Source organism: Cellulosimicrobium sp. CpK407, assembly GCF_051844275.1.
GTDB lineage: Bacteria > Actinomycetota > Actinomycetes > Actinomycetales > Cellulomonadaceae > Cellulosimicrobium > Cellulosimicrobium cellulans_G.
On the sequence record NZ_JBGNYC010000012.1, the window covers coordinates 74,784 to 98,757 of the forward strand.

Below are 23,974 nucleotides of genomic sequence, written 5' to 3' on the forward strand. Positions count from 1 at the left end.
TGGACGCGTCCCCAGGCGCCTCACAGGTTCGCCAGGATGTCCGTCATGAGAGAGCCGTGGGTCGACGTCGCGCTGGCGCGGCTGCCCGAGACGCGTTCCTGCCCCGCGTGCGCCGCGACGCTGCGGTCGTCCCGCTGCGACCGGTGCCTGCTCGACCTCACCGGCCCGCTCGCGTTCGAGGTCGCCGCGGCGTCGAGCGAGGCGGCCGACGCGCTCTCGCGTCGCCAGGTCGCCCTCGATGCCCTGCGCGCGGCCCAGCCCGAGGCCGCCGCGTGGGCGGCCCGCACGGCCGCCGCGCCGCCCGGAGCGCGCGCGGTCCCCGCCGGCCCGCCCGGCGCGATGCGCCCGCTCGACCCGACCGGCCGCGGACAGGCGGGCCCGCGCCCGCCCGCCGTCGCGCCGGTGGCCGGGACCGTGGCCGGCACCGTGCCCGCGCCCGGGCCACGCCGTCCGGCGCCGGTCCGTCCCTCGCTGCCCGGGTCGCCCGGGTCGCCGGCCGGGTCGGTCCCGCCCGCACCCGCGGGGTCGCGCGCCGTCGTCGTGCCGGGCGCGGCGCCGTCGCGCTCGGTGGGTCTCCAGCCCGTCCTCGCCGGGGCGGGGGCGGGGCTCCTCGCCGTCGCGACGGTCGTCTTCGTGTTCTTCACCTTCGCGGACGACCTCGCCCTGCGCGCCCTCGTGACCGGGGTCGTCACGGTGCTCACGGTCGGGACCGCGGTGCTCCTGCGGTCGCGCGGCCTGCGCTCGTCCGCCGAGGCCGTCGCGGCGCTCGCCGTCGTGCTCGCGGTCGTGGACGTCGAGCTCGCGCTGAGCGCGTGGGGCCTCGACCGCGTCGGCACCGCGGCGGCGCGCGCGTCGCTGCTCGCCGCGGTCGTGGCCGGCCTCGGCGTGGTCGGGGACCGGGCGCGCGTCCGGGCGTGGGTGACGAGCGCCGTGGTGCTCGGGCCGCTCGTGCCGCTCGTCGCGGCGCCGGCCGCGCAGGCGCCGTGGGGCTGGGCGGCCGCCCTCCTCGCGACGGCGTGCCTCACGGCGCTCGCGGCACCCGTCGCGGCGCGCTCCGGCGCGCGGGTCGGCAGCGCCCTCCGGGGCGAGCAGGCGCTGCTCGGCGTCGTGCGCACGGTCGCCGTGCCGCTCGCCGTGGTCGTCGGGCTCGCCGTCGCCGCCCCGCCGGGCCTCCCGACCGGCTCCGGGGCTGCCTTCGTCGCGCTCGGCGCCGCGCTCGCGGCCGTGCTCCTGCGCGTCACGACCCGCGAGCGGCGCTGGTACGCGGTCGGCGGCGCGACGGCCGTCCTCGCGGGCGCGCTGCTCGGGACCGGGGGTGACGTCGCATGGCTCGGCCTCGTCCCCGCCCTCGCGGCCGGCACGTGGCTCCTCGTCCTCGCGCTCACCTCGCCGCGTGCGGTGTCCGGCGTGCTCGGCTCCCCGGTCCCGGCGGTCGGACGGTCGGACGCCCTCCTCGGCGGCGCGGTCGTCGCCCTCGTCGGGGCCGGGCCCGCGCTGGCCGTCGCGGGGGTGCGCGCGGCGGAGGTCCTCGTGACCGGCACCGCCGGGACCGCCGCGACGCTCGACGACGCGCCGCTCGGCGTCGGGGTCCTGTCCGCCGGGCTGTGGGGGGAGGGCCTCCGCGGCGGCACCGTCGGCGCGGCGCTGCTCGACGGGACGCTTCTCGGCCTGCTGTCCGCGTTGGTCGTCCTCCTCGTCGCCGCGCGGCTCCCGCTGCGCACGCCCGTCCCCGTGCCGTTCCCGCGCCTCGCCGGGGCGCGACGGCTCGGTGCCGCCCCGGTCGTGCGGACCGGGCGCGCGCTCGGACCGTGGGTGCTCCTCGCGCTCGTCGTCGCGCTCGTGCTGGACCCGCGGCTCGCGGGCATCGCCTCCCTGGTCCTGCTGGCGCTGCTCGCCGCGCTGCTCGTCGTCGCGACCGCCCGGCCCGCCACGACCGCTCCGCCCGACGGGCACCGGGCGGGCCTGGCGGCCGGGGCCGGCGACCCGGGGGTCGGCGCCGGCGGCGCCGCGCCGGGCGAGATCGTCCGCGCCGTCCGACGAGGGCTCGGTCGTGCCCTGCGCCCGGTCGCCGGGGCGCTCCCCGCCCCCCGAACCGTCCTGCGGCACGGTGCCGTGCCGGTCGGACGGGCCGAGGCGCGCGCCTGGTACGCGGCCGCCGTCGCGGGCGCGATCGCCGCCGTCCTGCTCCTCGTCGCCGGCTCGTGGGTCGCGCGCCCGACCGCGACGGCCGGGGCGGTCGTCGTCGGCGGGCTCCTGCTCGCGGCGCGGGCCGCCGCGCCGCGCGCTCTGCACGCCCCGCTCGTCGGCACCGCCTACGGCTACGCGCTGCTCGTGCTCGGCGTGACGCTCGCGTGGAGCGGCGCCGGGACTGTCGCGGTCCTGTGCGCGGTCTCCGGGGTCGCCTCGCTCGCCGCGCTCGCGGTGACGCTCGTCCCGCGCGTCGACCGGGACTCGTGGTGGGCCGTGCTCGGCGTGACCGCGGTGCCGTTCGGCCTCGGCGTCCTCACGGTCGTCGACGAGCGCAGCTGGTGGTCCGTCGCCGCGTGCGCCGCGATGCTCGCGCTCGAGATCGTGCTCGTCGGCTCGCGGCGGCCCGGGTCGGTCACCGCGCTGCGCGTCCTCGCCGCGGCGCTCGTCCTGCCGACGGCGGCCGTCGCCGTCGTCAGCGCGGGCGCCCTCCTCCTGCCGGGCAGCGGGTCGCCCGTCGTGCTGCCGGTCGTCGCGCTGCTCGTGGCGACGGCGCTCGCCGCGGCCCGCCCGGTCACGGCCCGGATCCATCTGGCCGCCGGTCGCGTCGCGGTCGAGGCGAGCGCCGCGCTCACGGGGGCGATCGCCGTCGGGCTCGCGTTCGGGCGCCCTGCCGCCGGGCCCACGGTCGCGGTCGCGGTGCTGCTCCTGCTCGCCGTGGGCGCCGGCCTCGCCGCGCGCGACCGGGACCGGCGCGGCGAGTGGTGGCTCGCCGCCGCGCTCGGGACCGCCGCGCTGTGGACGGCGCTCGCCGCCGCGGAGGTCGGGCTCGTCGAGGCGTACACCGCGCCGCCCGCCCTTGCCGCCCTCGTCGTGGGGGCGCTGCTCGCGCGCCGCGGGCGCCGGTGGTGGGAGCTCGCGAGCGCGGGGCTGGTGCTGCTCGTCGTGCCGTCCGTGCTCGCCCTGGGCGCGGCGCCGGGCGCGGGCGACGTCCGGGCGCCGCTCCTCGTCGTGGCCGGGGCCGGGTGCGTCCTCGCCGCGGTGCTGCTGGGCCGCGGGACCGGCGAGGGCGGCTGGCGACGCGCCGCGGCCCTGCGGCTCGCCGGCGCGGGAGTGCTCGCGGCGACCGGCGGGACCGTCGAGTCGCTCCACGTCGCGCACGCGCCGGGCGGCGGCGCGGTGTTCCTGCTCGGGTTCGCCTGGGCGCTCGCCGCGGGCGGGGTCGCGCTCGGCGCGGGCCTCGTGGGCGCCCGGGTGGTGGCGGGTGGCCGGGGCGCCGACGTCGCGCGGCGCTGGGCCGTGGCGCCCGCCGCCACCCTCGCCGTGGTCGGGACCGTCGCGAACGTCCGGCCGGTGTGGGGCGTCATCGCGACCGTCTGGCTCGTCGAGGTGGCCCTGCTCGCGCTCCTCGTGGTCGGGGTGCGGCGCGCGGTGCGCGGTCGGCTCGACCTCCCGCCCGCCTGGTTCACGTGGTCGCTCGCGCTCGTCGCCGCGATCGGCGCGTGGTCGCCGCGCGAGCTGCGCGTGGAGGTCTTCTCGCTCCCGCTCGGCGCCGGCCTGCTCGTCGCCGGGTACCTCGCGCTCGCGGCCGGCACGACGGCGGTGCCCGGCACCTCGGGCGGCACGGCGGGCGACGACCCCGGTGCTCCGGGCGGCCCGGCCGGGGCGGCCCGCCAGGCCGGGGCGCGGGCGAGCGCGACGCCGTCGCGCGCCGGGTGGCCCGTCGGGTGCGTCGGCTCCTGGCGGACCCTCGCCCCCGGCCTGCTCGCGCTCCTCGGGCCGTCGGTCCTCGCCACGTACACCGACGCGCGCACCTGGCGGGCCGTGCTCGTCGTCGTGCTCGCGCTGGCCGCGGTGCTCGTCGGGACGCGCAAGCATCTCGCGGCGCCGTTCCTGCTGGGAGTCGCGGTGCTGCCGGTCGAGATCCTCGTCGTGTTCGTGTCCCAGCTCGGCACGCGCATCTCCGCCGGACCCTGGATGCTGACGCTCGCCGCGGCCGGCGGCCTGCTGCTCATCATCGCGACGTACTACGAGCGCCGGATCGCCGCGTACGACGGCGCCGCGGCGTACGTGCGCGACCTCCGCTGACTCGAATCCCTACCGACTGGCCCGTTTTCGCGCCGCGTGGCCCATAATGATCGGGGCCCGCCGCGTGCCGGCGGGCGAATCGGCAACGGAGGAGCAGGGCGAGGCCGCGACGGCACACGGCAGTGTCCGGTCGGCGCGGTCGTGCCCCGGGGGGCACAGTCCCTGGAGAACGGCATCGTGATCAGGATCGGCATCGTGGAGGACGACCCCGCGAGCAGCGCGCTGCTCGTGGAGTACCTGCGACGGTACGAGCGCGAGCACGACGAGCAGTTCGCGGTCGCCATGTTCACCGACGGCGAGCAGGTCGTCGCCGGGTACCGGCCCGACTTCGACATCCTGCTCCTCGACGTCGAGATGCCGCACCTGGACGGGTTCAGCGCCGCGCAGCGCATCCGGCAGGTCGACGCCGACGTCGTGCTGATCTTCATCACGAACATGACGCAGCACGCGATCAAGGGCTACGAGGTCGACGCGCTGAGCTACATGCTCAAGCCGCTGCGGTACTTCGCGTTCTCGCAGGAGCTCAAGCGGTCGGTCGCGCGGCTCCGGCGCCGGTCGGCGGACTACCTGCTGCTCGCGGTCGACGGCGGTCTCGCCCGCGTGTCGACCGACGACATCGTCTTCCTCGAGAGCGCGAAGCACCGGACGACCGTGCACACGGTGGACGGACGGTACTCCGTCGTCGGGCCGCTCAAGGCGCTCGAGGCGCAGCTCGAGGGCAAGGACTTCTTCCGCAGCAACAGCGGCTACCTCGTCAACCTGCGGCACGTGCTGGCCATCCAGGGCAGCAGCGTGCTCCTGGTGGGCGGGCACGACCTGCTCATCAGCCGGGCCCGCAAGAAGGCGTTCCTCGCGGCGCTCACCGACTACCTCGGGGCGCGGCGCGCATGACCCAGGCACCCTCGATCCTGGAGACCCTGCCGGACATCCCGCGCGCGCTGACCGGGCTGGCCGAGTGGCTCGCGTGCCTCGTCTACGTGCTCCTGCGGCGACCGCGGCTCCCGCGCCCGCGCCTCGTCCTCCTCGCCGCCGCGGCGCTCGGCGCGCAGGTCGGCGTGCAGGCCCTCGCCGACCTGCTCCCGCGGCAGCTCTGGACCGTGGGCATGGCGGCCGCGGTCGCGTGCATGTACGGGTTCATCGTCGCGGCGGCGCGCGTCTCGGCACGGGACGCCGGGTACTTCGCGGCCCGCGCGCTCGTGCTCGCCGAGCTCGTGGCGGCCCTGCACTGGCAGGTCCACTGCTTCTTCTTCCTCCCCGAGGGGCGGCCCGGCACGGCGTGGCAGGTCGCGTTCTTCGTCCTCGTCTACGCGGTCGGGTACGGGGTCGCGTACGTCGTCGAGTCCCGGCACTTCCGCCCCGACCAGGAGCTCGACGTCACGGTCGGCGAGCTCGCGTCGGCCGTCGCGATCGCGCTCGTCACGTTCTTCATGAGCAACATCAGCTTCCTCAACGCCAACACCCCGTTCAGCGGGCGCCTCGGCCTGGAGATCTTCTACATCCGCACGCTCGTCGACCTGTGCGGGTTCGTGGCGCTGTACGCGCAGCAGGGCCAGCGGCTCCAGCATCAGGCGCGGTCGGAGGTGCGGGCGATCGACGAGATGCTCCGCCGCCAGCACGAGCAGTACCTGCAGTCCAAGCGGAACATGAAGATCGTCCACCGCAAGTACCACGACCTCAAGCACCAGATCGGCGTGATCCGCGCCGAGGTCGACCCGCGACGCCGGGCGTCCTACCTGGACGACCTGGAGGCCAGCATCTCGGGTCACGCCCGGCAGGCGGACACCGGGAACGGGGTGCTCGACGTCATCCTCACGACGAAGAGCCAGGAGTGCGCCGAGCGCGACATCGACCTCACGTGCGTGGTCGACGGCGCGCTGCTCGACTTCATGTCCGCCATGGACGTCGCCGCGGTGTTCGGCAACGCGCTGGACAACGCGATCGACGGCGTCATGGCGGTGCCCGAGCCGGAGCGGCGGATCATCAAGGTCGCCGTCTACGCGCGCGACCGGTTCGTGCTGCTCACGGTGGAGAACTACTTCTCCGGCGAGCTCCACACGGAGGGCGGCGACATCGTCACGCGGCGCGCCGACCGGACCCGGCACGGGTACGGCCTCAAGTCCATCCGGTACACCGCGGAGAAGTACGGCGGCTCCATGACGGTCAACACCGAGGACCGCTGGTTCCTGCTGCGCGTGCTGCTCCCGCTGCCGCAGGACCGGCCGCCCACCGCCGCCGCCCGGCGGTCGGCCACGTCGGGGGCCACCACCGGTTAGGCCTTCCGGGCCCGACCCGACGGGACCTCCGGCCCCCGCGCCGTGACCCCGTCGTGACCTCGCCGACCGATCGTGCACGCAAAGCGACGGTTCGTGCACCGCGCCGCCCGGGCCGCCCGCGCCGTCCATAGCGTGGCGGCGCGGCTCAGGACCACGACGTCCGGGCCTCGACGGGTTCGCAGAGCTCGCTCAGCCACGCACGTGCCCCGGTGGGGCGGCGGGGACGGCGCGGTGGCCGACGAGCGCGGAGACGACAAGGGAAGGTCGATGAGGACAACGACAACGGCGGGAAAGCTCGACGGCAGGGCGGCGCGCGTCCGGGGAGCGGCGGCGCTCGCGGGCCTGGCCCTCGTGGCCACCGCGGGGTGCACGGCCGGCACCCCGGACGAGGAGAAGGCGTCGGACGCGTTCACCACGCGGGAGGTCACCGACGGGACCACGGCCTTCGTGGTCGTCGACAACCCGGGTGACGGCCCCACGCTCTCCTACGGCGCGGACAGCGCCGTCGAGCTGCTGACCGAGGAGGTCGACGGTCAGGAGTACGCGTTCAAGGACATGAACGCGAACGGGACGCTCGACACCTGGGAGGACTGGCGCGAGAGCGCGCAGGACCGCGCCGCGGCGCTGTCCGAGGAGCTGACGATCGAGCAGATCGCCGGCCTCATGCTGTTCAGCTCGCACGAGCGGTCGCCCGCCGACGGGCTGACCGACGCGCAGAAGGAGTACCTGACGGACTCCCACCTGCGCAACGTGCTCAACGCCGGCCCGAACGACGTCGAGGCCAACGTCACCTGGTCCAACCAGATGCAGGCCTTCGCCGAGTCGCTCGCGACCGCGGACGAGCCCTACGTGCCGGTGAACTTCAGCTCCGACCCGCGCTCGACCGCCGGCGCCTCGGACTACAACGCCTCGGGCGACATCTCCCGGTGGCCGTCGAACCTCGGCCTCGCGGCGACGTTCGACGCGGAGCAGACGCGGAAGTTCGGGGAGGCGGCGTCCGCCGAGTACCGCGCGCTGGGCATCGCCACGGCCCTCAGCCCGCAGATCGACCTCGCGACCGAGCCGCGCTGGCTGCGCGTGGACGGCACGTTCGGCGAGGACGTCGCCCTCAGCACCGAGATGGCCCAGGCCTACGTGAGCGGCTTCCAGGGCACCCCGGGCCAGGAGGGCTGGGGGACCGAGTCGGTCAACGCGATGATCAAGCACTGGGCCGGCGACGGGCCGGGCGAGGGCGGTCGCGAGTCCCACACGACCGCGGGCAAGTACGGCGTGTACCCGGGCGGCAACTTCGACCAGCACACCGAGCCGTTCGTCGGGGCGCTCGACGCGGCGGCGGTCATGTCCGCCTACTCGATCGCGCTGGACGGCGAAGGGCAGCCGCTGTTCGGCGAGCGCGTCGGCTCGGCCTACGACTCGAAGCGCCTGAGCATCCTGCGCGACGACAACGGCTACGACGGCGTCGTCGTCACGGACTGGGGCGTCACCGCCGGCGGCACCACGGACCCCGACGCGATGATCGGGACGTCGTGGGGCGTCGAGGACCTCACGGTCGAGGAGCGCCACTACGCGATCCTCAAGAACGGCGTGGACATGTTCGGCGGCAACAACGCCGTCGAGCCCGTCCTGGCGGCCCACGAGCTGTGGCAGCAGGACTTCGAGGCGGGGACGAACGACGTCGACGCCGACACCCGCTTCCGCCAGTCCGGCACGCGCATCCTCACCATGCTGTTCCAGCCGGGACTCTACGAGAACCCGTACCTCGACCTCGACGCCTCCACGGCGACGGTCGGCAGCGAGGACAAGGTCGACGCCGGCTACGAGGCGCAGCTCGACTCCGTCGTCATGCTGAAGAACGACGGGACCGTCGCGGCCTCGGACGCCGAGGCGTGGAAGGACAAGACGGTCTACATCCCGCGGTCCTACGACACCGGCTTCGCCGGCGTGTTCGGCCCGGGCGAGTACACCGAGGGCACGGGCATCACGCAGGAGACCGCCGAGGAGTACTTCGGGAAGGTCGTCACCGACGAGGCCGTGACGGACGCCGACGGCAAGGTCACGAGCTACACCGCGCCGGACCTGTCCGACGTCGACCTCGTGCTCGTGGGCATGAAGAGCCCCAACAACGGCAACCCGTTCTCGCAGGCCGGCCACGACAGCGAGACCGGCGAGTGGTACCCGCTCTCCCTGCAGTACCGCCCGTACACCGCCGACGGCGCGAACGTGCGCCAGACGTCGATCTCCGGCGACCTGCTCCCGGACGGGACGCAGGAGAACCGGTCCTACTACGGCAAGACCTCGCGGATCGCGAACGAGTCGGACCTCGACGCGTTCGACCGGGCGCTCGCGGCCGTCGAGGCGTCGGGCAAGGACATCCCGGTGATCACCGTCCTCAAGGCGACGAACCCGACCGTCCCGGCCGAGTTCGAGTCGCGGTCCGACGCGATCCTCGTCGGCTTCGGGGTGAGCGACCAGGCGCTCATCGAGTCGGCCCTCGGCCTGCACGAGACGCAGGGCCGGCTGCCGATCGGCTTCCCGGCCTCCATGGACGCGGTCGAGAAGCAGCTCGAGGACGTCGGGGAGGACGCCGAGCCCTACACCGACGCGGCGGGCAACGCGTACGCGTTCGGCTTCGGCCTGAACTTCAGCGGGCCGATCACGGACTGACGGACCGCACGGGCGGGCGGTCGCACGAGCGGCCGCCCGTCCGGGGCGGACGGCGCCCGCCCGGCGCCGTCCGACCCCGACCAGGCCGCGGGGTGGGCCCGCGGCACGAACGAACCAAGGAGCAGGAAGTGAAGCGGAACAAGGCGCTGACCACGGGGATCGGGCTGCTCGTCGCCGTCACGGGGGCCTTCGGGCTGACGGCGTGCGGCAGCGGTGACGACTCCGCCGGCGGGTCCTCGTCGGAGAGCCAGTCGGCCGACGTCGACGTGGCGACCGACCTCGAGAACGCGCGCACGGCGGTCGCCGACGCGCTCGCGGAGGACGACAGCTGGGCGCAGATCATGCTCGCCAGCGACGTCAAGGAGCCGACCGTGAAGTACGGCCTCCTCGTGGTGCCCTTCGTCCCCTCGGACGCCGCCTCGCGCGTCCAGGGCACGGTCGACATCAAGGACGGGAAGTACACGATCGAGGCCGACTCCGCCGCGACCGGCGAGACGTGGCAGATCGACCAGGACGGCACCATCACCCCGGCCGGGGAGTAGCCACCCGTGCCTCGCCCGTCCGGCGGGCTCGTCCGGTCCGCCGGGCGGCACGTCGGACGGACGAGGCACCACCCCGCGCACGGGTCGCGCACGACGACGACCGTCCGTGCCGCAGAAACGACCGATCGTGCAGCCGCGGCGGGCGGCGCCGTACCCCGCTCCTAGCCTGAGGAACGGGCCCGCACTCGAGGAGGAATGCAGTGAACGCCAGGGCGAAGAACGCCGACGGTGGCAGGACGCCGATGTCGAACAAGAAGTTCCTGTGGATCTGGGTACCCGTGCTCGCGACGGTGACCGTGCTCGTCGTCGTCGCGAACGTCGCGCTCAACGTCGCGGGCGGCTGGGTCGCGTCCCAGCTCGGGTCCGGCACCTACACGTTCACCAACTCCGAGGAGTCCTCGGGCTGGGACACCGAGTACTACACGGCCGAGCACGACAGCCAGGAGTCCGTCGACGAGGCCGCCAAGGCGCTCGTCGAGGAGATCGCCGCGGGCGGCATCGTCCTCGCGAAGAACGAGGCCGGCGCGCTGCCCCTCGCCGCGGACGCCCGCGTGACGATGCTGGGCCGCGCGTCCGCCGACCCGGTGTTCGGCGGCTCGGGCTCCGGATCGGTCGACACGAACTCCGCGGTGACCGTCCGCGGCGGGCTCGAGAACGCGGGCCTCACGGTCAACGACCAGGTCTACGCCACGATCGAGGCGTTCGCGGCCGAGAACCCGCGCGGCCACATCGAGATGGACAACCCCGACGCGTCGAGCTACACGATCGGCGAGCTGCCCGTCGGCGAGTACGAGGCGCAGTCCGGGACGTTCGCCGAGTTCGGGGACGCCGCGGTCGTCACGATCGGCCGCCCCGGCGGCGAGGGCGGCGACCTCACGCGCGACATGACGGGCTGGGACGACAACGCCGAGCCGGGGCAGCACCAGCTCGAGCTGAACAAGGACGAGAGGGACCTGATCGCGCTCGCGAAGGCGAGCTTCGACACGGTCGTCGTGGTCGTCAACGCGTCGACGACCCTCGAGCTCGGCGAGCTGCAGGCCGACCCCGAGGTCGACGCGATCCTGCTCGCGGGCTCGCCCGGCGCCACCGGCTTCAACGCCCTGGGGACGATCCTCACGGGCGAGGTCAACCCGTCGGGCCGCACGACCGACGTCTGGGCCGCGGACTTCACCGCCGACCCGACGTTCGCGAACTTCGGCAGCTTCTTCTACTCGAACATCGAGGCCTCCTACCCGGTCTCCGCGGTCGAGAAGGCGACGTCCAACGCGACCGTCACGAGCAACGCCCCGTTCGTCGACTACACCGAGGGCATCTACGTCGGGTACCGCTACTACGAGACCGCGGCGGCCGAGGGCTTCGTCGACTACGACGACGCGGTGGTCTACCCGTTCGGCTACGGCCTGAGCTACACCGACTTCGCGTGGGCGGTCACGGGCACCGAGGCGGGCGACGTCGACGGGACCGTCGCGGTCACGGTCGAGGTGACGAACACGGGCACGGTCGCCGGCCGCGACGTCGTCGAGCTCTACTACTCGGCGCCGTACACGCCGGGCGGGATCGAGAAGTCCGAGGTCGTCCTGGGCGACTTCGCCAAGACGGGCGTCATCGAGCCGGGCGCGAGCGAGACCGTGACCCTGGAGATCGCGGTCGAGGACATGGCGTCCTACGACCACCTGGACGCGAGGGCGTACGTCCTGGAGGCGGGCGACTACACGCTCAGCCTGCGCACCGACTCCCACACCGTCGCGGCGGGCACTGAGCCGATCACGTACCCGGTCGCGTCCGACGTCGTGTACGCGGGCGAGGAGCACCGCGCGTCGGACCTCGCCGAGGTGACCAACCGGTTCGACGACGTCTCGGCGCGCTTCAGCGCCGACGGCGCGGACGGCACGGTCGTCCCGATGTCCCGCGCGGACTTCGCGGGCACGTTCCCGCAGGCCCCGACGGCGGAGCAGTCGGTCGCCGACGAGGCCACGCAGGACGGCTTCGCCGCCTGGGACTACGACGCCGAGGCCGCCGCGTTCGACGGCGAGATGCCGACGACGGGCGAGCGCTCCGACCTGACGCTCGTCGACCTGCGCGGGCTGCCCAAGGACGACCCGCAGTGGGACGAGCTGCTCGACTCGCTGACGGTGGGCGACATGACGGACATGCTGCTGAACGGTGCGTACCAGACGGCCGCGATCGCCTCGATCGCCAAGCCGCAGACGGTCGAGCCGGACGGACCGGCGGGCTTCTCGTCCTTCATCAACTCGTCGATCAACGGCGTCGCCTACCCGTCCGAGGTCCTCATCGCGCAGACGTGGGACGTCGACCTCGGCACCGCGATGGGCAGGATGATCGGCGAGGAGGCGCTCCAGAAGGGCCTCAACGGCTGGTACGCGCCGGCGGTGAACCTGCACCGCTCGCCGTTCGGCGGCCGCAACTTCGAGTACTACTCGGAGGACCCGCTCCTCTCGGGCCAGATGGCCGCCGCCGTGTCGAACGGCGCGGCGAGCAAGGGCGTCTACACGATGCTCAAGCACTTCGCGCTCAACGAGCAGGAGACGAACCGCGTCGACAACGGCCCCGCGACCTGGGCGACCGAGCAGACGATCCGCGAGCTCTACCTCAAGCCGTTCGAGCTGGCGATCAAGGGCGTCACGACGGACGTCCGGTACGTCGCGGACGACGAGGGCACGATCGCCGAGACCACGGTCGGGGCGCTCGGCATCATGAGCTCGTTCAACCGCATCGGCGCGACGTGGACGGGCGGCTCGAAGCCGCTCATGACGGACGTGCTGCGCGGGGAGTGGGGCTTCGAGGGCTTCGCGATCACGGACTTCAACCTGTACCCGTACATGAACCCCAACGAGGGCCTCGACGGGGGCACGGACCTGACGCTCACCTTCCAGCCGTCGAAGTCGTTCGGCGACACGACGTCCGCGAAGGCGGTCACGGACATCCGGAACGCGACCCACAACATCCTGTTCACGGTGGCCAACTCGAACGCCATGAACGGGCTCGCTCCCGGCGCGACGGTCACCTACACGCCGCCCACCTGGGTCTACGTCCAGATCGGCGTGTCGGTCCTCCTCGGGCTGCTCGTCCTGGTCGGCGCCTTCCTCGTGGTCCGGCGCGTCCGCCGGCACCGGTCGGCGGCCGAGGAGGTCGCCGCACCCGCCTCCGAGCCGGCGGTCCCCGCGGCCCGGTAGCCGGTGACCACCGGATCCCCGGGCGGGCGACCGCCCGGGGACCCGGCACCCGGCGCCGTCGGGCCGGTGGCGCCCACCACCGCCGGCCCGACGCCGGGACCCCGGACCGCCGACCGCACCGGGTCCCCACTCCGCACGTCCCGAGCTGCGCCGTCGTCGACGCACCGCCGACGGCAGGCCCCGCCATGCCCGCAGACCGCTCGGACAGACCCCGCACGACCCACGACCACGCAAGGAGAGCACCGTGCAGCTCCACGGCGAGACCACCGCCGCGGCCGGCGAGACGGCCTCGGCACCGGGCACGACGACCGCGACGATCGGCGTCGTCCCGACCGCGAGCCTGACGCTCCTGGAGAAGGCCGCGCTCCTGACGGGGAAGACCGTGTGGGAGACGCACGACGTCCCGCGGCTCGGCATCCGCTCGCTGTGGCTGGCCGACGGTCCGCACGGCGTCCGCAAGCAGCTCGGCGCGGCCGACCACCTCGGCATCGCGGCCTCGCAGGAGGCCACGTGCTTCCCGACGGCCGCCGCCGTGGCGAACACGTGGGACGTCGAGCTGGCCGAGCGCGTGGGCGCCGCGCTCGGCGCGGAGGCCGCGGCGCAGGACGTGGACGTGCTGCTCGGCCCGGGCCTCAACATCAAGCGGTCGCCGCTCGGCGGGCGCAGCTTCGAGTACTTCTCCGAGGACCCGCTGCTCGCGGGCCGGATGGCCGCCGGGTACGTGCGCGGCATCCAGTCCCAGGGCGTCGCCGCGTGCCCCAAGCACTTCGCGGCGAACTCCCAGGAGCTGCGCCGCATGGTCTCGGACTCCGTGGTCGACGAGCGCACGCTGCGGGAGGTGTACCTCACGGCGTTCGGGATCGTCGTCGCGGAGGCCCGGCCCCGGACGATCATGTCCTCCTACAACCTCGTCAACGGCGTGTACGCCCACGAGGACCCGTTCCTCCTCACCCAGGTGCTGCGCCGCGAGTGGGGCTTCGACGGCGCCGTCGTCTCCGACTGGGGCGGGTCCAACGACGTCGTCGCGGCCGCGGCGGCGGGCGGGACCCTCGAGATGCCGGCGGCCGGGCTCGGCTCGGCGCGCCAGCTCGTGGACGCGGTGCGGTCGGGCCGCCTCGACGAGGCCGACCTCGACGCGCGCGCCCACGAGGTGCTGCGCCTCGTGGCGGAGGCCCGCGAGCCGGGCACCGCCCCGGCCGTCGACGTCGACGCGCACCACGCGCTCGCCCGCGAGGTCGCGGCGCGCTCGGCGGTGCTGCTCAAGAACGACGACGCGATCCTGCCGCTCGCCGCCGGGACGCGCGTGGCCGTCGTCGGCGACTTCGCGCGCACCCCGCGCTACCAGGGCTCCGGCTCGTCCGCGGTGAACCCGACGCGTCTCGACAGCGTGCTCGACGTGATCGGGGACTCCGGCCTCGACCTGACGGCCTTCGCCCCCGGCTTCCGCCGCGACGGCACGCCCGACCCCGCGCTGCGCGACGAGGCCGTCGAGGCCGCGCGCGGCGCCGACGTCGTGCTCCTCTTCCTCGGTCTGGACGAGATCGCCGAGTCGGAGGGGCTGGACCGCTCGACGATCGCGCTGCACCGGTCGCAGGTCGAGGTGCTCCAGGCCGTGGCCGCGGCCAACCCCGCCACCGTCGTGGTGCTCGCGGGCGGCGGCGCGATCTCGACCCCGTGGCTCGGCTCCGCCCGGGCGCTCGTGCACGGCTACCTGTCCGGCCAGGCCGGTGCCGGCGGGATCCTCGACGTGCTCACGGGCGTCGTCAACCCGTCCGGGCGGCTCGCCGAGACGCTGCCCGTGCGTCTCGCGGACACCCCGACCGCCGGCGCGTTCCCCGCGACCGGGCGCACCGCCGTCTACCGCGAGGGCCTGTACGTCGGCTACCGGTACTACACGAGCGCCGACGTCCCCGTGGCGTTCCCGTTCGGGTTCGGGCTCTCCTACACGACGTTCGCGCACTCGGGCCTCGTGGTCGACAGCGGCCCTGTGACGGGTGCTGCGACGGTCACCGCGACCGCGACCGTGACCGTGACGAACACCGGGACGGTCGCCGGGGCCGACGTCGTGCAGGTCTACGTGCGCCGCGAGACGCCGGGCGTCCACCGCCCGGTGCGCACGCTCGCCGGGTTCGCGCGGGTCGAGCTCGCGCCCGGCGAGTCGCGCACGGTCACCGTGCCCCTCGGAGAGGCGGCGTTCCGGCACTGGGACGTCGCGACGGGCGCGTGGCAGGTCGAGCAGGGCGCGTGGTCGGTGCTGGTCGGCTCCCACGTGGACGACCTGCCGCTCGGGGCGACGGTCGAGCTCGCCGGCACCGTGCCGCCCCGCACCGAGGACGACCTGCCGGAGCCGTACCGCACCGGGCGCGTCCACGACGTGTCGGACGCTCAGTTCGCGGCGCTCCTGGGTCGCCCCGTCCCGACGGCGGCCTGGTCCGGTCCCCTCGGCGTCAACGACCCGCTGTCGCGCCTCGCGGACGCGCGCTCGCCGCTCGCCCGCCTCGCGTTCCGGATCCTGTCCTGGCGGCGCGACGCCGCGGACCGCAAGGGGACGCCGGACCTCAACATCCTGTTCCTGCTCAACATGCCGTTCCGGGCCATCGGGAAGATGACCGGCGGCCTGGTCGACGCCGCGATGGTCGAGGGCATCCTCCGCATCGTCAACGGCCACCTCTTCCGCGGCACCGGCGCCGTCCTGCGCGGGTTCGTCCGCAACCGCCGTGCCGACCGTCGCACCGCGCGCACCCTCCGCGGCGACGCCTGACCTGCTCGAAGGGAAGACCCATGTTCACCCGCCTCCGCGACGCCTGGCGCCGGTTCTCCGAGAAGCGCCCCGGGACCGCCCAGTTCGTCGTGTTCTTCGTGCTGAGCAACGGCATCACCGTGCTCCAGCTCGCGCTCATGCCCCTCATCAAGTGGGTCTTCGGCATGACCGCCCTGGTGGACGTGGCGTTCCAGGTCTGGCCGATCGGGACGAACCCGGACGGGTCGACGTACTACGTCTTCGACTACGCCGCAGGCCCGCTCCCGGGCGGTGGCGGTGGGCTGGCATACTTCCTCGCCGTGCAGATCACCTTGCTGGTGGCGCAGGTGATCAACTTCTTCGCTCAGCGCAACATCACGTTCAAGTCCAACTCGTCGGTCGCGAAGGCGGCGCTCTGGTACACCATCGCGTACGTCGTCATCTCCGTCGCCGCCGCCGCCGCGCAGGGCCTGTACAAGACGCCGATCTACGAGCTGTTCATCGACACGTGGGGCCTGGGCGCCGCGGGCGAGACCCTCGCGGACTTCACCACGATGATCATCAACGCGGCGATCTCGTTCTGGGTGTTCTTCCCGATCTTCAAGGTCATCTTCAAGCAGGTGCCCGAGGTGCCGGCCACGCCGGAGGCGGCGCCCGCCGGAGAGGTGCGTGCGTCGTGACCCCGCTCCTGACCGTCGTCGTCCCGGCGTACAACGCCGAGCCCTACCTGGCACGCGCGCTCGACTCGCTCGTCGGGTTCGGGCCCGAGGTGGAGGTCCTCGTCGTCGACGACGGCTCGACCGACGGCACGGCCGCGCTCGCGCAGGGCTACGCCGACCGGCACCCGGGCGAGGTGCACGTGCTCCGCAAGGCCAACGGCGGGCACGGGTCGGCGATCAACACCGGACTCGACCACGCGCGCGGGGAGTACCTCAAGGTCGTGGACGCCGACGACTGGGTGGACCGCGCCGCGCTCGCCCAGGTGCTCGCGACGCTGCGCGGGTTCGTGCGCCGGTTCGTGGACGCCGGGACCCCCGGCGGGGAGCCCGTCGACCTGCTGGTGAGCAACTTCGTGTACGAGAAGGTCGGCAAGCGCGTGAAGACGGCGGTCCGGTACCGCGGAGCCCTGCCGCGCGGGCGCGTGCTCACGTGGTCGCAGACCCGCCGCTTCGCCAAGCGCCAGTACATGATGATGCACGCGCTGATGTACCGGACCCAGGTGCTGCGCGACGCGGGCCTCCGGCTGCCCGAGCACACGTTCTACGTGGACAACCTGTACGCGCTCGTCCCGCTCGCGCACGTGCGCACGCTGTACTACCTCGACGTCGACCTCTACCGGTACTTCATCGGCCGCGAGGACCAGTCCGTGCACGAGGCGGTCATGCTCCAGCGCCTCGACCAGCAGCTCCGGGTCAACTGGCTCATGCTCGAGCACGTCTCCCGGACGCCCGTGACCGACCGTCGTCTGCGCCGCTACCTGCTGCACTACGTGGAGATCATCTGCGCGGTGTCGTCGATCCTGCTGGTCCGTGCCGGGACGCCCGCGTGCCTCGTGGAGAAGGAGCGGCTCTGGTCGCGCCTGCGCGCCCAGGACCCCGAGCTCTACCACCAGGTGCGCTGGTCGGGCCTCGGGCAGATCGCCAACCTCCCCGGCCCGGCGGGCCGGCGCGTGACCGTCCTGGCCTACCGGGTCGCGCAGCGCGCCATCGGCTTCAGCTGACGTCCCGCGGCCCGACGCCCGGAGCGGCGTCGCCGCGGACGCGCAGCCGTCCGCGTCAGCGGGCGCCGCGACGCTGCTGCTCGATGAGGGGGCGCAGGCGGTACGGGATGAGCTCGCCCATCGACAGCGAGGTCTCCGTGCGCTCGACGCCGTCGATCGCGAGGATCGCCGCGTCGATGCGGAACAGGTGGTCGGTGTCGCGGCACGCGACGGTGACGCGCAGGTCGGCCGTCCCGCTGCGCCCGAACGCCTGCACGACCTCGGGGATGCGCGCGACGTCGTCGACGATCCGGGCGAGCTCCTTCTGCCGCACCTGGACCTCGACGAACGCCGTGAGCGGGTGCCCGAGCACGTGCGGGTCGATCCGCCGGTCGAGCGCGAGGAACGCGCCCTCGGCCTCGAGCCGTGCGAGGCGTGCGGCGACGGTGTTGCGGGAGATCCGCAGGCGGTCGGCGAGCGCGACGATCGTCGCCCGCGGGTCGTCGGCGAGGGCGAGCAGGAGGTCGAGGTCGACAGCGTCGGCGCTGTGCATGCTGCTCACCCTAGCCGAGTGACGGCGGTCACACTGCGCAGCGTGTCGGAGGTCGGTGGAGCCATGTGCGTGGCAGGGGTTACGTTCGCCCTACCTCGGTCCTCGACGGTGAGGACCGGCTCCCCGAGGTGAGGTGGCGACGATGCCCAGCGAACCTGCGGTGCGGACCGGACCGACGGCGGCGACCCCGCCGAAGGCGCAGAACGGTCACCGGGCGGCAACCCCGCGCGACGCACGAGCAGACCGGAAGACCATGGCCCACGACGTGCGCCCGAACACGCCCGCCGCCCGGCGCGCCGGTGCTCCGGGCAGGCCGCCCCGCGCCGGTGACGCCCCCCGGGACGTCGGGGACACGCCGTCGCGCACGACCCCGACCCTGCGCGTGCTGACCGAGGACGGCACGCGGCGCCCGGACCCCGAGCTCGACCGGTGGCTCGCCGACCTCGACCCCGCGGCGCCCGACGAGGCCGCGCGCGAGGCCGCCCGGACGACGCTCCTGCGGCTCTACGAGGACATGGTCGTCGCGCGCCGCATCGACGCCGAGGCGACGGCCCTCCAGCGGCAGGGCGAGCTCGCGCTCTGGCCCCCGCTCCTCGGGCAGGAGGCGGCCCAGGTCGGCTCGGCGCGCGCGCTGCGCGACGACGACTTCGTCTTCTCCTCGTACCGCGAGCACGCGGTCGCGCGCGTGCGCGGCGCCGAGCTCGTCGACCTCGTGCGCGTGTGGCGCGGCGTCGCGGTCTCCGGCTGGGACCCGTACGCGATCGGCATGGCGTCGCCGCAGGTCATCATCGGCGCGCAGACGCTCCACGCGACCGGCTGGGCGATGGGCGTGCAGAACGACGTCGACGCGGGCCGGGTCGATGCGTCCGCCGGGCTCCCGGTGGGAGTCGCGTACCTCGGCGACGGCGCGATGAGCCAGGGCGACGTCAACGAGGCGTTCGTCTTCGCGTCCACGTACCGCTCGCCCGTCCTCTTCTTCTGCCAGAACAACCAGTGGGCGATCTCCGAGCCGGTCGCGCTCCAGTCGCGCGTCCCGCTCGCCGACCGCGCCCGCGGGTTCGGCATGCCGGGCGTGCGCGTGGACGGCAACGACGTCCTCGCGGTGCTCGCCGTGACGCGCGCCGCGCTCGACCGGGCCCGCCGCGACGGCGGCCCGACGCTGATCGAGGCCGTCACCTACCGCATGGGCCCGCACACCACGGCCGACGACCCGAAGCGGTACCGCGACGCCGCGGAGGTCGAGGAGTGGACCGGGCGCGACCCGATCGCGCGGTTCGAGGCGTACCTGCGCTCCGTCGGCGTGCTCGACGACGCGGGGGCGGCCCGGGTGCAGGGCGTCGCCGACGCCGCGGCGGCCGAGCTGCGTGCCGGGTGCGTCGCGCTCACCGACCCGCCGCCGCTGTCGCTCTTCGACCACGTCTACGCCGAGCCGCACCACGCGCTGGAGCGCGAGCGCGCCGAGTACGCGCACTACCTGGCGTCGTTCGGGGACGGGGACGACGGCGCGGGTGGGCCGGGCACCGCGGGCGACCGGGCGGCGTCGGGCACCGGGACCGTGACGGGGGTGGCGCGATGAGCACCCTCACCGTGGCGAAGGCGCTCGGCGCGGGGCTGCGCCGCGCGATGACGGACGACGACCGCGTGGTCGTCATGGGCGAGGACGTCGGCCGGCTCGGCGGCGTCTACCGCGTGACCGACGGGCTCCAGGCGGAGTTCGGGCCGCGGCGCGTGCTCGACACGCCGCTCGCGGAGTCCGGGATCATCGGGACGGCCGTCGGGCTCGCGTACCGCGGCTACCGGCCGGTGTGCGAGATCCAGTTCGACGGCTTCGTGTTCGTCGCGTTCGACCAGATCCTGTCCCAGCTCGCGAAGATGCACGCCCGCACCGGCGGGAAGGTGCGCCTGCCGATCACGATCCGCATCCCCGTCGGCGGCGGCATCGGCGCGGCCGAGCACCACTCGGAGTCGCCCGAGGCGCTGTTCGCGCACGTCGCGGGTCTGCGGGTGGTGTCGGTCGCGAACCCGCAGGACGCGTACACAGTGCTCCGCCAGGCCGTCGCGTGCGACGACCCGGTGATCTTCTTCGAGCCCAAGCGGCGCTACCACCTCAAGGGCGAGGTCGACCTCGACCCCGTCGACCCGCTGCCCATGGACCGGGCCCGCGTCGTGCGCGAGGGCCACGACGTCACGCTCGTCACGTGGGGCGGGCTCGTGGGGACCGCGCTCGACGCCGCCGTCGCCGCGTCGGACGACGGCGTGTCCGTCGAGGTGATCGACCTGCGCTCGCTCTCGCCGATCGACCACGACACCGTCGCGGCCTCCGTCCGCAAGACGGGGCGCGTCGTCGTGACGCACGAGGCGCCGCGGCAGGCCGGGCTCGGCGCGGAGATCGCCGCGACCGTGACCGACCGCTGCTTCGAGTACCTGGAAGCCGCGCCCGTCCGCGTCACGGGCCACGGCATGCCGTACCCGCCCGCGAAGCTCGAGGGCCACTACCTGCCCGACCTCGACCGCATCCTCGACGGCGTCGACCGCGTCCTGGGTCGCGTCGAGCCGTTCGTGCCGTCGTCCGTGCCCGACGCCGCGGCACCGGTCGGGGCTCCCGGGTCGGCCGGCGCGCCCCGCACCGTCGAGGCGGTGGCCCGATGATGACGATGCGCGAGTTCCGCCTCCCCGACCTCGGGGAGGGCCTCACCGAGTCCGACATCGTGAGCTGGCACGTCCACGCGGGCGACCACGTCGAGCTCAACCAGGTCATCGCCGAGGTCGAGACGGCCAAGGCCCTCGTCGACCTCCCGTCCCCGTACACGGGCGTCGTCGCGTCCCTGCACGCGGAGGAGGGCCAGACCGTCACCGTCGGCGACCCGTTGGTGACCTTCGAGATCGACGACGGCACCCCTGCCGCCCCGACCGGGGACAGCGCCCCGCCCGCGACGCCCCAGGCTGCCGAACCCGGGGTCGCTCCTCACACGGCTGTCCCCGTGAGGAGAGACCCCGGGCTCGGCGAGCAGGGGGACGACGACGGGCCAGAGTCGAACCTCGTCGGGTACGGGGCCGCGCCGGAGCGTGCGGGCAGGCCCACGCGCCGCCGTCGGGCTCCCGTGTCTGCTGCTGGGCGCGCCGGGGGCCGGCCCGAGCCGGCCGAACCCGGGGTCGCTCCCCAGGCGGTCCCGATCGTGAGGACGGATCCCGGGCTCGACGCCGACGCTACGCCCGGCCGGGTCGGCGAGCGGCCCCGGTCGACGCCGCCGGTGCGGGCGCTCGCGAAGAAGCTCGGCGTGCGCATCGACCGCGTGGACGGCACGGGTCCGGACGGGCTCATCACCCGCGAGGACGTCCTCGCCGCGGTGAGCTGCCACCGCGACGTCGTGCGCCCGCCGCGCGACGTCCACGGCACGCTCACCGCCTCGGCCGCCTCGGCCGCCTCGACCGGCTCGGCCGCGTCGGCCGACGCTCCGTCGGCGACCGCGGACGAGAAGGGAGACGTGGCCCCGGGAGGGCTCGGACGAGGGGCCACGTCTCCCGTCTCGGCGGCCGCCGGCGTCGACGCGCGGGCCGGGCTCGAGCCCGAGGTCGTGCCGGTGCGGGGGGTGCGCAAGCACACCGCGGCGGCGATGGTGGCGAGCGCGTTCACGGCGCCGCACGCGACGGTGTTCCTCACGGTCGACGTGACGCGCAGCGTCGAGCTCCTGGAACGCCTGCGCACCCATCGCCTCGCGCGCGGCGAGCGGATCACCGTCCTGGCGCTCGCGGCCCGTGCGCTGTGCCTCGTGCTGCCGCGCCATCCCGCGCTCAACAGCGCGTGGCGCGACCTCGCCGACGGCTCGGCGGAGATCATGCGGCACCGACGGGTGCACCTGGGGATCGCGGTCGCGACCGACCGAGGGCTCGTCGTGCCGCACGTGCCCGACGCGCAGGACCTCGACCTGCCCGACCTCGCCGCCGCGCTCACCGACCTCACGGTCACGGCGCGCGACGGCCGCACGACGCCCGAGCGCCTCACCGGCGGGACGATCTCGATCACCAACGTCGGCGTGTTCGGCGTCGACGCGGGCACGCCCATCCTCGTCCCCGGGGAGGCGGCGATCCTCGGCCTGGGCGCGGTGCGCCGTCGGCCCTGGGAGCACGACGGCGAGGTCGCGCTGCGCGACGTCGTCACGCTGAGCCTGTCGTTCGACCACCGCGTGGTCGACGGCGAGCAGGGCGCGCGCTTCCTCGCCGACCTCGGCGCCCTGCTCGAGGACCCGGCCCTCGCCCTCCTGGCGAGCGCCCCGGTGCCGGGCGGCGGCACCGCGCCCGGTCGAACCCTGGATCCCTCCCCAGGATCGGCCGCGCGTGGGGAGCGATCCCGGCTTCGGCAGGGAGGGGTGACCGGATGACCGTGCTGACGAGCGCCGTCGAGCCCGGGTCGGATGCGGCCCGGGCGAACGACGCCGCGCAGCGGGCGCTCGCCGGCGAGCTGCGGGAGCGCACGGCGGACGTCGCGCGCGGGGGACCGGCGTCGGCGCGCGACCGGCACGTCGCGCGCGGCAAGCTGCTGCCGCGCGACCGCGTCGACCGGCTGCTCGACGAGGGCAGCCCGTTCCTCGAGATCGCGCCGCTCGCCGGGTACGGCGTGGACGACGGCGCGTGGCCGGCCGCGGGCGTCGTCGCGGGTATCGGGGTCGTCAGCGGGCGGCAGGTCATGGTCGTGTGCAACGACGCGACCGTGAAGGGCGGCACGTACCACCCGCTCACGGTGAAGAAGCACCTGCGCGCGCAGGAGATCGCGCTCGAGAACCGCCTGCCGTGCGTCTACCTCGTCGACTCGGGCGGCGCGTTCCTGCCCCGGCAGGCCGAGGTGTTCCCGGACCGCGACCACTTCGGCCGGATCTTCTACCACCAGGCGCGCCTCTCGGCGGCGGGGATCCCGCAGATCTCCGCGGTGCTCGGGTCGTGCACGGCCGGCGGCGCCTACGTTCCCGCGATGAGCGACGAGACGGTCATCGTGCGCGGGCAGGGCACGATCTTCCTCGGCGGCCCGCCGCTCGTGAAGGCGGCGATCGGGGAGGTCGTGACCGCGGAGGAGCTCGGGGGCGGCGAGCTCCACGCGCGTCGCAGCGGCGTCGTCGACCACCTCGCCGACGACGACGAGGACGCGCTCGACACCGTGCGCCGCATCGTCGCGACGCTCCCGCCCGACCCCGCACCCGCGTGGGACGTCGTGGCGAGCGTGCCGCCCGCCGTCGGGCACGACGACGCCCGCGCCCCCGGCCAGGGAACGACGAGCGAAGGCTTGTACAGTGCCGTCCCGATCGATGTACAAGCTCCGTACGACCCGCGCGAGATCGTCGCGCGGCTCGTCGACGGCAGCCGGTTCGACGAGTTCAAGCGCGAGTACGGCGACACGCTCGTCACCGGGTTCGCGCGGATCCACGGGCACCCCGTGGGCGTCCTCGCGAACCAGGGCGTGCTGTTCGGGGCATCGGCGCTCAAGGGAGCGCACTTCGTCGAGCTGTGCGACCAGCGCGGGATCCCCCTGCTGTTCCTGCAGAACATCTCCGGGTTCATGGTCGGCACCGACGCCGAGGCGGGAGGGATCGCGAAGGACGGCGCCAAGATGGTCACCGCCGTCGCGACGACGCGCGTCCCCCAGCTCACCGTGATCGTCGGCGGGTCCTTCGGGGCGGGCAACTACTCGATGTGCGGGCGCGCGTACTCCCCGCGCTTCCTGTGGTCCTGGCCCGCGAGCCGCATCTCCGTCATGGGCGGTCCGCAGGCCGCGTCCGTGCTGGCGACCGTCAAGCGCGACCAGCTCGCCGCGCGCGGCGAGACGTGGGACCCCGACGAGGAGGCCGCGTTCTCCGCCGGGATCCGCGCCGACTACGACGAGCACGGCAGCCCCTACTACGCGACCGCGCGCCTCTGGGACGACGGCGTGATCGACCCCGCCGACACGCGCCGCGTGCTCGGCCTCGCCCTCGGCGTGTGCGCGCGCACGCCCCTCGCCGAGACCTGGACCGGTGACCGGTTCGGCCTCTTCCGGATGTGAGCC

The 23,974-nt window shown here is 74.6% G+C and carries 14 protein-coding genes; 13 read left to right on the forward strand and 1 reads right to left on the reverse strand.

The features are described 5' to 3' along the window. Positions 1–45 precede the first annotated feature (45 nt). The 9 genes from ABWU78_RS07830 (at position 46) to ABWU78_RS07870 (ending at position 17,408) form a co-directional block, all read left to right on the forward strand. Positions 46–4,275 carry an SCO7613 C-terminal domain-containing membrane protein gene (locus tag ABWU78_RS07830; protein WP_439158042.1) on the forward strand — a complete coding sequence of 1,410 codons (4,230 nt, stop codon included), beginning with the start codon at positions 46–48 and terminating at the stop codon, positions 4,273–4,275. A gap of 177 nt (positions 4,276–4,452) precedes the next feature. After that, positions 4,453–5,166 carry a LytR/AlgR family response regulator transcription factor gene (locus ABWU78_RS07835; protein WP_253051996.1) on the forward strand — a complete coding sequence of 238 codons (714 nt, stop codon included), beginning with the start codon at positions 4,453–4,455 and terminating at the stop codon, positions 5,164–5,166. Next, a complete protein-coding gene (locus ABWU78_RS07840) occupies positions 5,163–6,548 on the forward strand; it encodes an ATP-binding protein (RefSeq protein WP_439158043.1) in 1,386 nt (461 codons plus the stop codon). The genes ABWU78_RS07835 and ABWU78_RS07840 overlap by 4 nt, the downstream gene beginning before the upstream one ends. Before the next feature lie 267 nt (positions 6,549–6,815). Further along, entirely contained in the window at positions 6,816–9,212 is a 2,397-nt protein-coding gene (locus tag ABWU78_RS07845) for a glycoside hydrolase family 3 N-terminal domain-containing protein (protein ID WP_439158044.1), read from the forward strand. A gap of 128 nt (positions 9,213–9,340) precedes the next feature. Further along, the gene (locus ABWU78_RS07850; protein ID WP_253052004.1) at positions 9,341–9,754 is read left to right on the forward strand and encodes a hypothetical protein; all 414 of its coding nucleotides are present in this window, start codon (positions 9,341–9,343) and stop codon (positions 9,752–9,754) included. Between the two features lie 200 nt (positions 9,755–9,954). Continuing rightward, on the forward strand, positions 9,955–12,948 hold the full coding sequence (locus tag ABWU78_RS07855; protein WP_439158045.1) for a glycoside hydrolase family 3 C-terminal domain-containing protein: 2,994 nt from the start codon (positions 9,955–9,957) through the stop codon (positions 12,946–12,948). A gap of 244 nt (positions 12,949–13,192) precedes the next feature. After that, the gene (locus ABWU78_RS07860) at positions 13,193–15,709 is read left to right on the forward strand and encodes a glycoside hydrolase family 3 C-terminal domain-containing protein (RefSeq protein ID WP_439158046.1); all 2,517 of its coding nucleotides are present in this window, start codon (positions 13,193–13,195) and stop codon (positions 15,707–15,709) included. 20 nt (positions 15,710–15,729) lie between these two features. Then, complete coding sequence (locus ABWU78_RS07865; RefSeq protein WP_353707167.1) at positions 15,730–16,368, forward strand: hypothetical protein; 639 nt, start codon at positions 15,730–15,732, stop codon at positions 16,366–16,368. Then, on the forward strand, positions 16,365–17,408 hold the full coding sequence (locus ABWU78_RS07870) for a glycosyltransferase family 2 protein (protein WP_353707168.1): 1,044 nt from the start codon (positions 16,365–16,367) through the stop codon (positions 17,406–17,408). Before ABWU78_RS07865 ends, ABWU78_RS07870 begins: the two co-directional genes overlap by 4 nt. A 55-nt stretch (positions 17,409–17,463) precedes the next feature. On the opposite strand, the gene ABWU78_RS07875 is transcribed toward ABWU78_RS07870, so the two are convergent. Further along, positions 17,464–17,940: an Lrp/AsnC family transcriptional regulator gene (locus ABWU78_RS07875; RefSeq protein ID WP_253052015.1), complete on the reverse strand. Its 477-nt coding sequence runs from the start codon at positions 17,938–17,940 to the stop codon at positions 17,464–17,466. Positions 17,941–18,193: 253 nt separating this feature from the next. Here ABWU78_RS07875 and ABWU78_RS07880 point away from each other — a divergent pair, with 253 nt between their 5' ends. The 4 genes from ABWU78_RS07880 to ABWU78_RS07895 are packed head-to-tail and all read left to right on the forward strand — an operon-like array spanning position 18,194 to position 23,971. Continuing rightward, the gene (locus ABWU78_RS07880) at positions 18,194–19,516 is read left to right on the forward strand and encodes a thiamine pyrophosphate-dependent dehydrogenase E1 component subunit alpha (protein WP_439158053.1); all 1,323 of its coding nucleotides are present in this window, start codon (positions 18,194–18,196) and stop codon (positions 19,514–19,516) included. Beyond that, on the forward strand, positions 19,513–20,589 hold the full coding sequence (locus ABWU78_RS07885; protein WP_439158047.1) for an alpha-ketoacid dehydrogenase subunit beta: 1,077 nt from the start codon (positions 19,513–19,515) through the stop codon (positions 20,587–20,589). The genes ABWU78_RS07880 and ABWU78_RS07885 overlap by 4 nt, the downstream gene beginning before the upstream one ends. Next, on the forward strand, positions 20,589–22,319 hold the full coding sequence (locus ABWU78_RS07890) for a dihydrolipoamide acetyltransferase family protein (protein WP_439158054.1): 1,731 nt from the start codon (positions 20,589–20,591) through the stop codon (positions 22,317–22,319). Before ABWU78_RS07885 ends, ABWU78_RS07890 begins: the two co-directional genes overlap by 1 nt. After that, positions 22,316–23,971 carry a carboxyl transferase domain-containing protein gene (locus ABWU78_RS07895; RefSeq protein WP_439158048.1) on the forward strand — a complete coding sequence of 552 codons (1,656 nt, stop codon included), beginning with the start codon at positions 22,316–22,318 and terminating at the stop codon, positions 23,969–23,971. The genes ABWU78_RS07890 and ABWU78_RS07895 overlap by 4 nt, the downstream gene beginning before the upstream one ends. The last annotated feature ends 3 nt before the right edge of the window (positions 23,972–23,974 follow it).